This is a genomic window from Sphingopyxis sp. 550B, from assembly GCF_057401805.1.
Genome location: NZ_CM171610.1, coordinates 2,497,544 through 2,511,370, shown reverse-complemented (window position 1 = coordinate 2,511,370; position 13,827 = coordinate 2,497,544). Strand labels below are relative to the sequence as shown.

The 13,827-nt window shown below is 65.6% G+C and carries 11 protein-coding genes and 2 tRNA genes; 4 read left to right on the top strand and 9 right to left on the bottom strand.

Annotated elements, in window-relative coordinates:
* Nucleotides 1-18 precede the first annotated feature (18 nt).
* The 3 genes from AC2S9W_RS11725 to AC2S9W_RS11715 form a co-directional block, all read right to left on the bottom strand.
* Nucleotides 19-255, bottom strand: a complete 237-nt coding sequence (locus AC2S9W_RS11725) for a sigma factor (protein WP_104959549.1) — start codon at nt 253-255, stop codon at nt 19-21.
* Between the two features lie 78 nt (nt 256-333).
* Nucleotides 334-1,560 carry a tyrosine-type recombinase/integrase gene (locus AC2S9W_RS11720; protein ID WP_104959548.1) on the bottom strand — a complete coding sequence of 409 codons (1,227 nt, stop codon included), beginning with the start codon at nt 1,558-1,560 and terminating at the stop codon, nt 334-336.
* A 187-nt stretch (nt 1,561-1,747) separates the two neighbouring features.
* Nucleotides 1,748-1,834: transfer RNA gene (locus AC2S9W_RS11715), tRNA-Tyr, on the bottom strand.
* Between the two features lie 80 nt (nt 1,835-1,914).
* Between AC2S9W_RS11715 and rlmB the strand changes: the two genes are divergently transcribed.
* Complete coding sequence (gene rlmB / locus AC2S9W_RS11710; protein ID WP_104959547.1) at nt 1,915-2,682, top strand: 23S rRNA (guanosine(2251)-2'-O)-methyltransferase RlmB; 768 nt, start codon at nt 1,915-1,917, stop codon at nt 2,680-2,682.
* A gap of 82 nt (nt 2,683-2,764) precedes the next feature.
* Here the strand turns inward: rlmB and AC2S9W_RS11705 are convergent, their stop codons facing one another.
* Nucleotides 2,765-3,082 carry a 2Fe-2S iron-sulfur cluster-binding protein gene (locus AC2S9W_RS11705; RefSeq protein WP_067107528.1) on the bottom strand — a complete coding sequence of 106 codons (318 nt, stop codon included), beginning with the start codon at nt 3,080-3,082 and terminating at the stop codon, nt 2,765-2,767.
* A 100-nt stretch (nt 3,083-3,182) separates the two neighbouring features.
* Between AC2S9W_RS11705 and AC2S9W_RS11700 the strand changes: the two genes are divergently transcribed.
* The gene (locus AC2S9W_RS11700; protein WP_067107452.1) at nt 3,183-3,800 is read left to right on the top strand and encodes a DNA-3-methyladenine glycosylase family protein; all 618 of its coding nucleotides are present in this window, start codon (nt 3,183-3,185) and stop codon (nt 3,798-3,800) included.
* A gap of 28 nt (nt 3,801-3,828) precedes the next feature.
* On the opposite strand, the gene AC2S9W_RS11695 is transcribed toward AC2S9W_RS11700, so the two are convergent.
* The 3 genes from AC2S9W_RS11695 to AC2S9W_RS11685 form a co-directional block, all read right to left on the bottom strand.
* Nucleotides 3,829-6,303, bottom strand: coding sequence for a serine/threonine-protein kinase (locus AC2S9W_RS11695; RefSeq protein ID WP_076075718.1), 2,475 nt, complete (start codon nt 6,301-6,303; stop codon nt 3,829-3,831).
* 40 nt (nt 6,304-6,343) lie between these two features.
* Nucleotides 6,344-7,933 carry a trigger factor gene (gene tig / locus AC2S9W_RS11690; RefSeq protein WP_104959545.1) on the bottom strand — a complete coding sequence of 530 codons (1,590 nt, stop codon included), beginning with the start codon at nt 7,931-7,933 and terminating at the stop codon, nt 6,344-6,346.
* Between the two features lie 91 nt (nt 7,934-8,024).
* Nucleotides 8,025-8,109, bottom strand: a tRNA-Leu gene (locus AC2S9W_RS11685).
* Nucleotides 8,110-8,284: 175 nt separating this feature from the next.
* Here AC2S9W_RS11685 and AC2S9W_RS11680 point away from each other — a divergent pair.
* Nucleotides 8,285-8,479, top strand: a complete 195-nt coding sequence (locus AC2S9W_RS11680; RefSeq protein ID WP_067107446.1) for a hypothetical protein — start codon at nt 8,285-8,287, stop codon at nt 8,477-8,479.
* 65 nt (nt 8,480-8,544) lie between these two features.
* A complete protein-coding gene (locus AC2S9W_RS11675; RefSeq protein WP_067107444.1) occupies nt 8,545-10,239 on the top strand; it encodes an amidohydrolase in 1,695 nt (564 codons plus the stop codon).
* Nucleotides 10,240-10,280: 41 nt separating this feature from the next.
* Here the strand turns inward: AC2S9W_RS11675 and AC2S9W_RS11670 are convergent, their stop codons facing one another.
* Both AC2S9W_RS11670 and AC2S9W_RS11665 read right to left on the bottom strand, forming a co-directional pair.
* Nucleotides 10,281-12,080 carry a DUF885 domain-containing protein gene (locus AC2S9W_RS11670; RefSeq protein WP_486570880.1) on the bottom strand — a complete coding sequence of 600 codons (1,800 nt, stop codon included), beginning with the start codon at nt 12,078-12,080 and terminating at the stop codon, nt 10,281-10,283.
* Nucleotides 12,065-13,810 (bottom strand): DUF885 domain-containing protein, encoded by a 1,746-nt coding sequence (locus AC2S9W_RS11665; protein WP_067107439.1) that lies wholly within the window; start codon nt 13,808-13,810, stop codon nt 12,065-12,067. The genes AC2S9W_RS11670 and AC2S9W_RS11665 overlap by 16 nt, the downstream gene beginning before the upstream one ends.
* Between the last annotated feature and the right edge of the window lie 17 nt (nt 13,811-13,827).

Below are 13,827 nucleotides of genomic sequence, written 5' to 3'. Positions count from 1 at the left end.
CTCAAAAGAGTGGCGGTGTCATTTCAGCCGATGGGATGGCGAAGGTCTTGGTGGCAGGTTGCGCGCGACGGTGAAGAGGAAGAAGCGGGCAACGGGCGGGCGCTGCTTGGCCGCGCCCTGATAGACGCGGACATAGACCTCCTGCCGCAGATCGGCGACCTCCGACGCATCGGGCCAGACGCGCCGCAGATAGGCGGTCAGCGCGCCTTCATAGGGCAATATCTGCTCGGCAAACCATTGATCGAGATCGTCCATTGCGCCCGCGAATCCTCCCTCGCGCGAGGGTGTGCGGAAATCGGACTATGTCAAGACGCTGGGAATCGGAGGCGGAGACTATCCCGCTTTCTTGCCCGGAAGGGGCACGACATTGCCCGTGCCAGCCGCTCCGTTCGCGCAATAGCGCCCCCATGCGGCCATCAGCTTCACGCGCGCGCCCGGCTGGTCGGGGGTGCCAAGATAGGTTGTGCGGCGATAGGCGGCCTGCACCGCATCTGGCGTCTTGTGGGCCAACGCCGCCTCGACCACCGCATCGGCAAAGCCTTCGTTCGCCGCCCAGTCGGTGAAGGCCGAACGGAAGCCGTGGACGTGATATGGCTCACTCATGTCGCGCATCACTTTCAGCAGCGTCATGTCCGACATCGGCTTGCCGGCCACCCCGGGGAACACGACATCGCTCCCTGCCATCCTGAACGCCGCCGCCTTCGCAAGCACCGACAGAGCCGCGTCGGAGAGCGGAACCATGTGTGCCTTGCTCCGCTTCATATGATCGGCGGGAATGGTCCATAGACGGCTCTCAAGGTCGAATTCTGCCCATGTGGCGAGGCGCACTTCCTGCGAACGAACAGCAGTCAAGATGAGTAGGTCCAGCGCCATCCGCCCAAACGACGGCTTGCGCCGCAACGCCACCATGAAGGAAGGCACCGCGACATAGGGCATCGCCTTACGGTTCGCGCGTTCCTTCACTTGCCGAGGCAGGCCGCGCCCGGCTTTCAGGCTCCCATTACCCGATGGGGCTTCGGCAGAACGCCAGCCCTTCGCATGGGCATAGTCGAGAACGGCGCAAATCCGGTTGCGGACCTGACGCGCTGTTTCGGGAATGTCCTGCCAGATTGGCGACAGCGCGTTGATGATATCGGGCGAGGTGATGCCGCCGGTCGGAATATCACCCAATTTCGCGAAGGCGTGGTTTTCGAGACTAGCGAGCCACTGGCGAGCATAAACGGCGCTTTTCCAGCCCGCCTTGTTCTCGGCATGATACTGCTTAGCTGCTTCGCGGAACGTCACCTTGGCGGCGGCTTCATCTTTCCGTTCCGCCAGAACGTCGCGCCGTTCGACCTTGACCGCCTTGCGTAGCCCGCCAGCTTTCTCGCGGGCTTCCGCCAGCGTCAGCAGCTTGGCGCTGCCCAACCCCATGTCCTGCCTCTTGCCGTCGCGCTGCAAGCGCAGGAGCCAATAGGCCCCGCCGTGCTTGTCCACCTTCAGGAACAGCCCGTCTCCGTCCTGATAGGTGCCGGGATTAGTCAGGGCCGCCTTGACCGCTATCGCCGTGAGTTTACCCATCGGATTCTCTCCCCACACTTTGAGGCGTCAAAATGTGGGAGCAAGCCGATCTCTCCCCACATTTCTCCCCACACTACGCTTCGGCTGCACACGAACGGCAGCGGATGCGAGCGGAAAGCCGCAGGCATAATATGCTAGGTTTTCTGGGATTTCTAGGGACTTTGACGGAAGTCCCCGGAAGGAAAAATGGTGGACAGGGCTGGATTCGAACCAGCGTACGGGAAACCCGGGCAGATTTACAGTCTGCTGCCTTTAACCACTCGGCCACCTGTCCATGGGGCCCCTGCGGGGAAGCGGTGCCATGGCGAAACGAGGCTTGCCTGTCAATGGCAGTCGTGGGAAAGGCCGCGCGCTATGCGACAAATTTCCCGTCATCGCCGCCCGCAGGGTGGCAATCCGCGCGGTCAGGGCGTCCGGCTTTGGGGCCGGCACGCCGTGCTGGCCGCACTCGCCAATCCCGAGCGCCGCGTCCGGCGCATCTGGGGCACGCGCGAAGCGCTCGGTCAGCTCGACCTGCCGCCGGTGATTCCGATCAGCTATGCCGATGTCGCCGACCTTGCGCGACTCGTCGCACGCGATGCGCCGCACCAAGGGCTGGTGATCGAAGTTGATCCGCTCGACGATATCTTCCTCGCCGACATATTGCAGGCTGAGGTCGATGCCGATAGCCGGCGCCCGCTCGTCCTGCTCGACCAGGTGACCGACCCGCACAATATCGGTGCGGTGCTTCGCTCGGCTGCGGCCTTCGATGCTGCCGCCATCATCACGCAGGACCGACACAGCCCGCCCGAAAGCGGTGTCATCGCGCGCGCCGCGTCGGGTGCGCTCGAAACCGTGCCGTGGATACGCGTCGTCAACCTGTCGCGCGCGCTCGATGAGATCGCCGAGGCGCAATATTGGCGCATCGGTCTGACCGGCGATACCCGGACGACGCTCGGCGAGGCGCTCGACGGCAGCAAGGTGGCGCTGGTGCTGGGGTCGGAGGGCGATGGCATGCGCCACAATGTCGTCGAGCATTGCGACGTGCTCGCGCGGCTACCGATCTCGCCGCGCATGGAAAGCCTGAACATCTCGAACGCCGCGGCGGTCGCGCTCTACGCGGTCGCGACCACGACGGCCTGATCGGCGTTCCGGCGAAAGCCGGGATCGCTATCGCTATACAGAAGGCCAGAGGTCCCAGCGTTCGCTAGGGCGACTTTCGGGCTCAATCCTCTTCGGCGATCCGCACCCGCAGACCATCGAGTTCGGCGGTGAAGGGAATCTGGCACGACAGGCGCGAATTGCCGTCGCGGTCGCTCGTCGAATCGAGCAGGTCGTTCTCGTCTTCGCTCATCGCGGGAATCGCATCGCGGCTGCCTTCTTCGACATGGACATGACACGTCGCGCACGAACAGCAGCCGCCGCACAGCGCCAGCAGTTCGTCGAAGCCCGCATCGCGGATATTCTCCATCACGGTCAGGCTGGTGTCGCCTTCGATCTCATGCTCGGTCCCGTCACGCGTCACGACAATCAGCTTGGCCATGCTCATCCCCATAATTTTCGAGTCGGCTGGCCTATGTCGCGCGTTGCACAGCAAATCAAGCGCTGCTAGGGAAACGACAGGAACAAAAAGGGAATATCGAATGGGCCTGAGCCATGAGCAGTTGACCGCGGGAATCGACGCGCTGGCGGCGGTCGAACCGAATTTCGCGCGCGCGCTCGGCAACGCCGGCTATCCCGAACCGCGCATCCGCGAGCCCGGCTACACGACCTTGCTGCGCACGATCGTCGGCCAGCAGGTCAGCGTCGCCGCCGCCAATTCGATCTGGAACAAACTGGAGGCCGGGTTCGGCGAAGGCTGCCCGGCGGACGTGATGGCCGCGGCCGAGTTCGACGCGCTGCGTGCCTGCGGCCTGTCGGCGCAGAAGCAGAGCTATGCCAAGAGCCTCGCGCAGCTCGTGCTCGACGGCGCGCTCGATTTCGACGCCCTCCCCGCCGACGACGAAGAGGCGATCGCGTTGCTCACCAAGGTCAAGGGCATCGGCCGCTGGTCGGCCGAAATCTACCTGCTCTTCGCCGAGGGACGCCCCGACATCTGGCCTGCGGGCGACCTTGCGGTGCAGGAAGCAGTCGGCCGCATCCTGTGCCTCGACGCGCGGCCGAGCGAGAAAAGGGTACGTGAACTCGCCGAACCCTGGCGCCCGCACCGCGGCGCGGCGGCGATCTTCAGTTGGCACTGCTATAACATGGACGTGATCTAACGTCCCTACCCCTACCCCGAAATCTCCGTCAGGATGCGCATTGCGCCAACGCCTGCGTAACCGGTTTCAGATTGTTTTCGCGGTCATATTCCGACAGCGTTCCGTCCTTCTGATAGGCTTGCATGATGGCCAGGGATTCGCGCAAGGCCGGGCATTGCAGATCCGGGCGCCCGAGGACGGCATAGACTCCGGCGCCGTCCTTCAACCCCACGGCGAGATGCAACCGAGCGCCCTTGTTGCCGCCACTCTTGGCGGCCAGCGAACGGCGAATGGCGATCGCTTCCCGCGCCGCGGCGATCGCCGCCGGCCTGTCGCGGCGGGCGCTTTGAATCTGGGCCAGCACCATGCCGGTCAGCGCCACCGATTCGGGCCAGCCCGCATCCCTGGGGTTCGCCGCCTGCTGCGCCCGCGCGAGGCTCTGCCCTTCGTTGATCGTCGCCAATGCGTCGTCCAGCCGGCCGGCGACGCGGTACATGTCGCCCAGCGACCAGAGCGATGCGACCAGCTTTCGGACCGTGGCGGGGTCGCCCTTCGAGGCGCGAACGATGTCACGGTTGAGGGCCACCGCTTCGCGCATGCGCGCGATCGCCTGGTCGGGCTTGTCGGCATAGCGGTAGACTTCGCCGCTCTGGCGCAACAGGCCCGACAGGGCAATGCGGGTGGCCTGCTCGTCGCGAAGAGCCGGCGGCATCGTCTGCACCAACTTGATGCCCGCTTCGTAGGTCGCTCCCGCCTTCGGCAGGTCATTGTCCCAGCCATAGCTGTCGCCCAGATACAGATAGGCACCGGCCAGGGCGCCGGCGCTGCGCGGCGTCTGCCGCGCCAGCCCACCGAGAAGCCGCTGCGCCTCCTGGGCCTGTGCACGCGCGACCTTGGCATCGCCGTCGCCGTACAAGCTTTCTCCGGCCGCGGTCGCCAACAGGTGGCCGAGCGACAAGGATATGTCATCGCGGCGCGGATAGTCGCGATGCAATTGCCCGAGCAGGTTCAGCGCATGCTGCCGAAGCCGCTTCCCCTCCTCGCGCTTGCCAAGCGATCCGCCGCCGGTGAAGCCGATCAGCTTCGACAGGCGGAAATAGCCCTCGCCGACCTCCAGCCGCACATCGATCGGCGCGTCGCGGTCCGCAGCCAGCTTGTCGAGATAGGTCTTGCCGCTATCGGCAAGCAGCAATTTGGCATCGGTCGTTCCGGGCACCGCGTCGATGGCGTCATAGGCGTCGAACAGCAATATCTTCGCCAAGGCGCGCACGTCGTCGAACCGGGCCTCGGCGCGCAGGCGGGCGTCCTCGGCGCGGGCGTTGGCGACCAGCACGGCGATCAGCGCCGCCGTCAACCCCAGCAGCGCCACCGATGCGAACGCGACCGGCCACCGATTGCGCCCGACGAATTTGGCGAGCAGGTAGCGCTTGCCGCCGCCATATGCCGACACCGGCCGGCCGGCGCGCCACGCGGCGACGTCCCCGCGCAGCATCTGCGCGGTCTCGTATCGCTTGCCGGGATCGGCCTCCGTCGCCCGGGCGATGACGGCATCGAGTTCCGGGTCGCGTTCGGCGCCGTCAATCAGGAACGCCAGCACCTTGCCGAGCGAATAGATGTCGACCAGCGTCGTCGCCTCGCCGCCCGTCATCCGTTCGGGCGCGGCATAGCCGGGGGTCAGGCTGAGCGTCGCCAGCGACGGGCCGACGCCGGCGCGGTCCTGCCACAGCGCCGATACCGGCTTGGCGATGCCGAAATCAATCAGCTTGGCGACGCTGTCGCGCGTCACCAATATGTTCGACGGCGTGATGTCGCGGTGGATGATCAGGTTGCGATGGGCAAAGGCGACCGCGTCGCACACGCTCTCGAACAGATCGAGCCGCCGGTCGAGGCCGGGCTTTTCCTTCGACAGCCAGTCGCCCAGCGAATCGCCGTCGACATATTCCATCACGATATAGGGCAGGCCGCCGCCGGTCTGTCCGCCATCGAAAAGCCTTGCGATATTGGGATGGCCCAGATCGGCCAGCGCCTGGCGTTCATGCTGAAACCGCTCGATCAGCGCTTCGGACAGCAGCCCCGGTTTGATGAGCTTGATCGCGACGACGTGGTTGAAATCGCCGCCGACCCGCTCCCCCTTGTAGACGGTGCCCATGCCGCCCCGACCGATGACGTCGATGATGCGATACTGCCCGATCCGTTCGGGAACCGGTTCGTCGTCGATCATCGACGCAGCCATGCCGGTCTGCAGACCGGGGTCGCCACTTGCGGCCAACAGCGACTCGAGCCGCGCGCGCAGTTCGGGTTCACCCGCCGTTCGCGCGTCGATCCACACAACCCGTCGCTCAGGGGCAACCGCGAGCAATTCCTCGAAAAATCGAAGCACCCGTATTTCGCGTTCGCGCTCGTTCATGCTGATCCCCCCGATCTCGCCCGGGTCGATCCTAGTATATTTTCGCGGCAGGTCGATCCTTTGGATCGCCCTGCGTCCCGGAATGGGAACACCGACGAAAAAGGCCGGGCGGAGCATTCCCCACCCGGCCTTTCGGTCTCTTGCGACGCGAAGAAGCTTATTTCTTCGCGGCGGCCTTCTTTGCCGGAGCCTTCTTCGCAGCGGGCTTGTCCTCGGCAGCCTTGGCGGGCGCCTTTTCCGCAGCCGGCTTGTCATCGGCCTTGGCGGCCGCAGCCTTCTTCGCCGGCGCCTTCTTGGCGGGCGCGGCTTCGGCGGCCTCTTCCTTCTTGGTGGCGGGCTTCTTCGCCGCCGCCTTCTTGGCCGGCTTGGCGTCGTGATCATGGTCGTGGCCGCAGCCAGGGCCGTGGACATGCCCGTCGTCATCGGCCTCGATCGCCGCTTCCAGTTCGTCGCGGGTCACTTCGCGATCGCTGATCTCGGCCTTCTCGAACAGGAAGTCGACGACCTTGTCCTCGTAAAGCGGCGCACGGAGCTGCGCGGCGGCGAGCGCGTCCTGCTGGACATATTCGACGAAGCGCTGGCGATCCTCGGGACGATACTGCTGCGCCGCCTGCGTCACCAGCCGCTGCATTTCCTGCGCGCTGACCTGAACCCCGTTCGCCTGCCCGATCTCGGACAGTAGCAGGCCCAGACGGACGCGACGCACCGCGATCGCATGATATTCGTCGCGATCTTTCTCCAGCTCGGCCTTTGCCGCCTCGGGGTCTTCCTCGTGGCTCGCTTCATGTTCGAGCTGCTGCCAGATCTGGTTGAATTCGGCCTCGACCATCGTCGGCGGCACTTCGAAATCGTGACTCGCCGCGAGCTGATCGAGGAGCTTGCGCTTCATATAGGTGCGCGTGAGCCCGTTATGCTCCTGCTCGACCTGATCCTTCATCAGCTCTTTGAGCTTGTCGAGGCTTTCGAGACCGAGCGACTTGGCGAACTCGTCGTCGATCTTCGTGTCGGCGGGAACCTTCACTTCCTTCACCGTCACGACGAATTCGGCAGGCTTGCCCTTGAGATTCTCGACCGGATAGTCCTCGGGGAACGACACTTTGACGGTCTTCTCGTCACCGACCTTCACGCCGACGAGCTGATCCTCGAAGCCGGGGATGAGCTGGCCCGAGCCGATTTCGACCGCCATGTTCTCACCCGTGCCGCCGTCGAAAGCGACGCCGTCGACGCTGCCCGCGAAATCGATGATCACCTGATCGCCGCTCGCGGCCTTCTTCGTCTTGGGGGCGTCCTCGAAGCGCTTCATCTGCACAGCGAATTCCTCGATCTTCGCCATTACCGCCTTGTCGTCGGCGGGGACAGTCAGCCGTTCGAGCGTCAGCCCGTCGATCGACGGCGCCTCGATTTCGGGCAGCACCTCAAGCGCGACGGTCAGTTCGGCATCCTTGCCGCGCTCGTAACCGTCGGCGAGGGTGACCGCGGGCTGCAGCGCCGGGCGCAGCTTCTGCTCCGCCATCAGCACCTTGACGCCTTCGTCAATCGCCTTGTTGAGCGCATCAGCGGACAGCGCCTCACCATGCATCTTGCGGATGAGGTTCGGCGGCACCTTGCCGGGGCGGAAGCCGGGCATGCGCACGGTCGGTGCGATGCTCTTCACTTCGTCATCGACCCGCGCGTCGATGTCATTCGCAGTGATGATCAGGCGATACTCGCGCTTCAGCCCTTCGTTCAGCGTTTCGACGGTCTTCATTGCCTTGGTCTTATCCTTGCTCAAAATCTCGTAACGATGAACCCCGCCCGAAAGGCAGCGTTCCCCATATCCCGATCGAAGCTCGCGGAGGTGGTGCGGGCGAAGGGACTCGAACCCCCACATCTTGCGATACTGGTACCTAAAACCAGCGCGTCTACCAATTCCGCCACGCCCGCAGGAGCTGTCGGCCGGGTGCACGAAATCGCGCGCTGCCGCGCACGCCCGTGCGGGCCGCGCGGGGCTATAGCAGACGGGACGCCGAGAGCAAGGGTGAACGCCGCCTTTTCCCATGGATGCGGGGGAACGGAACATGGCATCATCCCATTCGTTGAAAGGACAAGGAGATGCATGATGGCGACCAATCCCGACCCGCTGCCCAAACCCAAACCCGATACCATCGAGCCGCAGGCGCCGCCCGAGCAGCCGGTGCAGCCGAACCCACTGGAAGACCCGGCCGGCCGGCCCGTCGAATTGCCCGACGGCCCCGGCGGCGGCGACCTCGACCAGCCCGGCCGGGGTCCCGACGAGTTGCCACCGCAACCCTGACCGGCCCGCCAATCCGGCCTTGACCCGCCCGCCGACTATCCGCACGGTAGGGGCGGGAGAGACGCATGACATCCAGAATCCGGGCCACGGCTCTTTTCGCGGCGCTGCTCGCGCTACCTGCGACTGCACAGGAACGGCCGACCATCTATCGCGGCGGCACGATCATCACCATGGACGGCGACGCGCCGCAAACCGTGCCGGCAGTCGTCGCAAAGGGCGGAAAGATCCTGTTCGCAGGCGACGAGGCGCGCGCGCGCCGTGCCGCCGGCGGAAAGGCCGCGATCCGCGACCTGCGCGGCGCAACGATGCTTCCCGGCTTCATCGACGCCCATTCGCATTTCGGAATCGCGATGCAGATGGCGGGTGGGCTCGACCTGTGGGATACAGCGCTGCCTCCCATCACCGACATCGCCGCGTTGCAGGGGGTGATCCGCGACCATATCGCGCGCCATGGCATCGCGAAGGACGACTGGGTGGTCGTCTGGCAATATGACAATGAGAAGCTGGCCGAAAAGCGTCACATCACCCGCGCGGAACTGGATGCGGTGTCGCCCGATCACAAGATTGTCGTGCTGCACCAGTCGCTGCACGCGCTCGTCGCAAACAGCGCCGCGCTCAACGCGGCCAGGCTGACCGACGCCAGCGAACCGCCCCCCGGCGGCCTGATGCTGCGCGATGCCGAGGGGCATCTGAACGGCGTGCTGCTCGAAAAATCGACCTTCCTGATGCTCGCCGCGATGCCGCAGCTCACACCCGAGCAGAAGCTCGAACGCCTCGTCGCCGCGCAGCAGCGTTATTTCGCCGAAGGCTACACCCACGCGCAGGACGGCGCGACGATGCCCGCCGACCTTGCTTTTTTCACCGGTCCCGACGCGAAGGCCCAGTTGAAGATCGATCTGGCGCTACTGCCGATCTACATGGGGCTCGACGCGCTGCTGGCGCAGCCGGACCTGCACTTCGGCACCTATGACCGGCATGTGAAGCTGCAGGGGATCAAGGTCATCCTCGACGGGTCGGTGCAGGCGCGCACGGGCTATTTCACCCGCGATTACGAGCGCGGCAGCCCCGACGGCATCCATCCGTGGCATGGCCATCCCGCGATGGACCAGCCAGCGTTCGACGATCTTGCCCGCAAGGTAACGACCCGCGACTGGCAGCTGTTCGTCCATGCAAACGGCGACGCTGCGATCGACATGGCGATCAGGGGATTCGACGCCGCGGGAATCACCGCCGCCGACGACCGCCGGCCGATCGTCATCCACTCGCAGTTCCAGCGCCCCGATCAACTCGCCGATTATCGGCGCATCGGCGTCGGGCCCGCCTATTTCTCCAATCACGCCTGGTATTGGGCCGACGTCCACCGCACCAACTTTCCAAAGGAGGTCGTCGATTTCATCAGCCCCTTCCGCTCGGCGCGCGCCGCGGGACTGATCGCATCGAACCACAGTGATTTCAGTGTCACGCCGCTCGACACGCGCTTCATGCTGTGGACGTCGATGGCCCGCGTCTCGCCGACCGGGGTGGTCAGCGGACCCGACGAACGGCTGGGCGCCTATGAGGCACTCCAGGCGCTGACCACCGGCCCCGCGTGGCAGGCGTTCGAGGAGGATCGCAAGGGCCGCATCAAGGCGGGCCTACTCGCCGATTTCGTCATCCTCGACCGCAACCCGCTGACCACCCCGGTCGACGACATCAAGGCCATCAAGGTGCTGGAGACGGTGAAGGAGGGCGAGACGGTATGGGAGGCGAAGGCCGGCTGATCCCGGCTACCGGAAAGCACCGGCATAATAGCTGAAAGCCATCAAGCCCCCTGAAGCGACGTCGTCCATTGGTCCACCGCCGCGCCGAGGACTTCCATCGGCAACGGCCCCGAGGCCAGAACCATGTCATTGTAGGCCCGCGAATCAAATCGGGAGCCCAGGTCTGCCCGGGCCTTCTCCCGCAGGTCCACGATCTGCTGCTTGCCGACCATGAAGCTGCAGGCCTGCCCCGGATATACACAGTATCGGTCGATCTCGCGCTCGGCCGCATCGCGATTCTCGCCCGCATTGGCGACCATCCAGTCGATCGCCTGTTCGCGCGTCCAGCGCGCATGGTGGATGCCGGTATCGACGACCACGCGACAAGCGCGGAACAATTGCCCCTGAAGATAGCCGATACGTCCCGTCGGATCGTCATCATAGGCACCAATCTCGGCAGCCAGCTGCTCGGCATAGAGCGCCCAGCCTTCCGTCCAGGCCGAGAAGCGCACCGTGCGGCGAAACAACGAAAGCTTGCCCGCTTCCTTCAGGACGCTGGCCTGAAAATGGTGGCCGGGGATGCCTTCGTGATGCAACAGCGTGGGGATCCGCCACAGGGCGTTCTCTTCGACCGACCGAAGGTTAATGTAGATGACCGATGGCTGGGCCGGATCGCTGCTGGCGCTGTAGAAGCCGCCTGGCGCACCTTTTTCGATCGCGGGTGATACCCGCCGGACCTCGACGGGAAGATCGGGCACGAAAGCGAAACCCCTAGGCAGGAGGTTCCTTATCCGGGCCAGACGCGCGGTCGCATAGTCGATGATCTCCCGTCGCCCCGCATCGCTGTCCGCCTTGAGGAAGCGCGGGTCGCGGTCCAGCGCGCTCATCCGCGCGGCGACGCTGCCTTCGGTGAGCCCTTGCGCGCGCAGCAGGCGATCGATCTCGGCGGTCAGTTCCGCCACCCACGTCAGCCCCAGCCGGTGAAGCTCCGCCGGTGCGTAGCCGGCCGTGGTGTTGGAGTGGAGACCCGAAGCGTAATAAGCCTCCCCGTCCGGCTTTGCCCACACGCCTGCCCGATCGTCGGCGCGCGGACGCAGGGCGTCCAGCGCCGCCATCTGACGGGTAAGTGCCGGTGCGACCTGCGCGGCGAAGATCGCCGCGGCACGGCTTTCCAGATCGTTCAGGCCGGCGGCACGGGCGCGGGCCACCGCAGGCCCGATTAGGGGATTCGAAGCAGCGGGCATATCACGCAGCGTCGCGATCTGCGCCACCGTCTTGGCGAGAATGAAAGCCGGCGGCACGACGCCAAGACCGGCGTCATGGGCGATCTGCTCCGTTTCCTGATCGAGGGCGACCACCAGTTGCCGCAGCTTGTCGAGATACCGCTCAGCATCCGCTTCGTTCGCCAGGGGGGAGCGACCGGCGATGCCGTCCGGCAACCAGTAATAGGCCCCGTTCATCTGGCTGACGACATAGGGGCTGGGGCGCAGATTGATGTCCGAGAATCCGTAGCGCCCATATTGATCGTCCATGGCGTCATAGACAAAGCGCGCGGTGTCATAGTCTAGCGCGGCCGCGGGCGAGAGGACGGAACGATCGACGCCGTTCAGTTCGGCCAGGCGCGCCGCATTGGCCTGGCGTGCCTGCGCGCGCGCCGCGAGGGAATAGCCGCCCAGGCTGTCCGGTCCTCCCTCTTCGTCCCGCAAGGCCCGGGCGTGCCGCTCGAGCATGGCGGCGAGACGGACATCGGCGGACGTTCCCGCCGCACGGCCTGCGGAGGCGCAGCCGGTGAGAGAAAGGGTGGCGCCCAGCGCAGCCGCGCCGGCCAGAAGATCACGACGACGCATCAGGCGGCGCTCCATTGTTGAACCAGGGCGTCCAGAACCTCCATCGGCAGAGGGCCTGACCGCAGGATGAGATCATTATAGTCGCCAAGGGAGAAGCGCGGCCCCATGGCGCGTCGCGCTGCCTCGCGCGAGGCGCGAATCTGCTGCTTGCCGACCATGAAGCAGCAAGCCTGCCCTGGATAGACACAATAGCGATCCACCTCGCGCGCGGTGGGCCCGGGCAATTCGCCGACCGTGTCGACCATGAAGGCGATAGCCTGTTCGCGGGTCCAGCGCTCGTGATGGATCCCGGTATCGACAACCACACGCCCCGCGCGCCAAAGCTGGGCCTGCAGATAGCCAATCCGCCCGAGGGGATCGTCCGCATAAGCGCCGATTTCGTCCGCCAGTGCTTCGGCGTAGAGCGCCCATCCTTCGGTCCAGGCCGAGAAACGCACCGTGCGCCGGAAAAGCGAAAGGCCGCCCGTGTCCCTCAGCACCGCCGCCTGGGTGTGATGGCCTGGCACGCCTTCATGGTGGACCAGCGTCGGCAGGCGCCAGGACGGCAGGTCGCTGGGCTTCTTGAGATTGAGTAGGACCGCGCCGGAAGTGCCATCTCGCGGGCCGTTGTAGAAGGCGATGGGCGAACTGTCCTCGCTGGTCAGCGGCATGCGCCGGACCTCGACGGGATCGTCCACGAAATGGTTGAAGGCGCGGGCGGCGCGGCCCCGCGCAGCGACCAGATAAGCCTTGGCCTGGCGATGGACTTCGGCCCGGCCCGCGTCGGTGTCCTGCTGGATCAAACGGGCATCCGTATTCAGCGCCGCAATGCGCTCGCCGACCGAGCCGCGGGTCAGATTCAGGGCACGCAGATCGTGATCGATCTCAGCGCTCAGTTCCCGCACCCACTCCTGCCCCATGCGGTGCAGATCGCCCGGCGCGATATTGGCAGTGGTGTTGGCGCGGAGCGAGGAGGCATAGGTCGCCTCGCCGTCGGGTTGGGCCCAGACCCCGGCCTTCGAGGAAGTGCGGGGCATCAGTGCGTGTAGCGCCTGAGCCTGCCTGTCGAGTGCCGGCCTCATCAGGCGGTCGAAGCGCTCGGTCGCCTGTGCACCGACCGTGCCCGACGCCGCGATGGCGGGCGCCAGAAGAGGATTGGCCGCGGGCGCGCTGTCCCGCAGCGCACGCAGTTGGGACAAGGTCGCGTCAAGGATAAAATCGGGCGGAACAACGCCCAGCCCGGCATCATGCACGATGCGCTCGCTTTCCTCGTCGATGCCCCGGGCCAGAGCCTCGATATTGTCGAGATAGGCGCGGCGTTCCGCTTCGGGGCTGCTCCCACCCGTGCCGAGCCTGGACGGCAGCCAGTAATAGGCGCCGTTCATCTGGCTGACCACATAAGGGCTGGGACGCAGGTCGAGGTCGACCGTTCCCGGCCGTGCCAACTGGTCGTCGAGAACCCCGTAGACGAAGGCCGCCGTATCATGGTCAATCCGCGCGGCAGGTGACAGCGCGTCGTAGCCGATCCCGGCCAATTCTTTCATGCGGACCGCGTTCTCCGCATGCGCCCTCACACGACCGGCCAGCGACCGATCTCCGACCGGATTGCCCGGCTCCGCGCCGAACCGGCGCAAGGCGTTCGCGTGACGCTCGAGCAGAGCTTTCAGCCGGGCGTCGGCGCCTTCGCTCGCGAACAGGGGCCCCGCGCCCGTCCCGACCATCGCGACGCCGGCGGCGGCGCCCAGAAGCATCTGCCTTCTGTTCATTCCCATCTCCGGCCGGC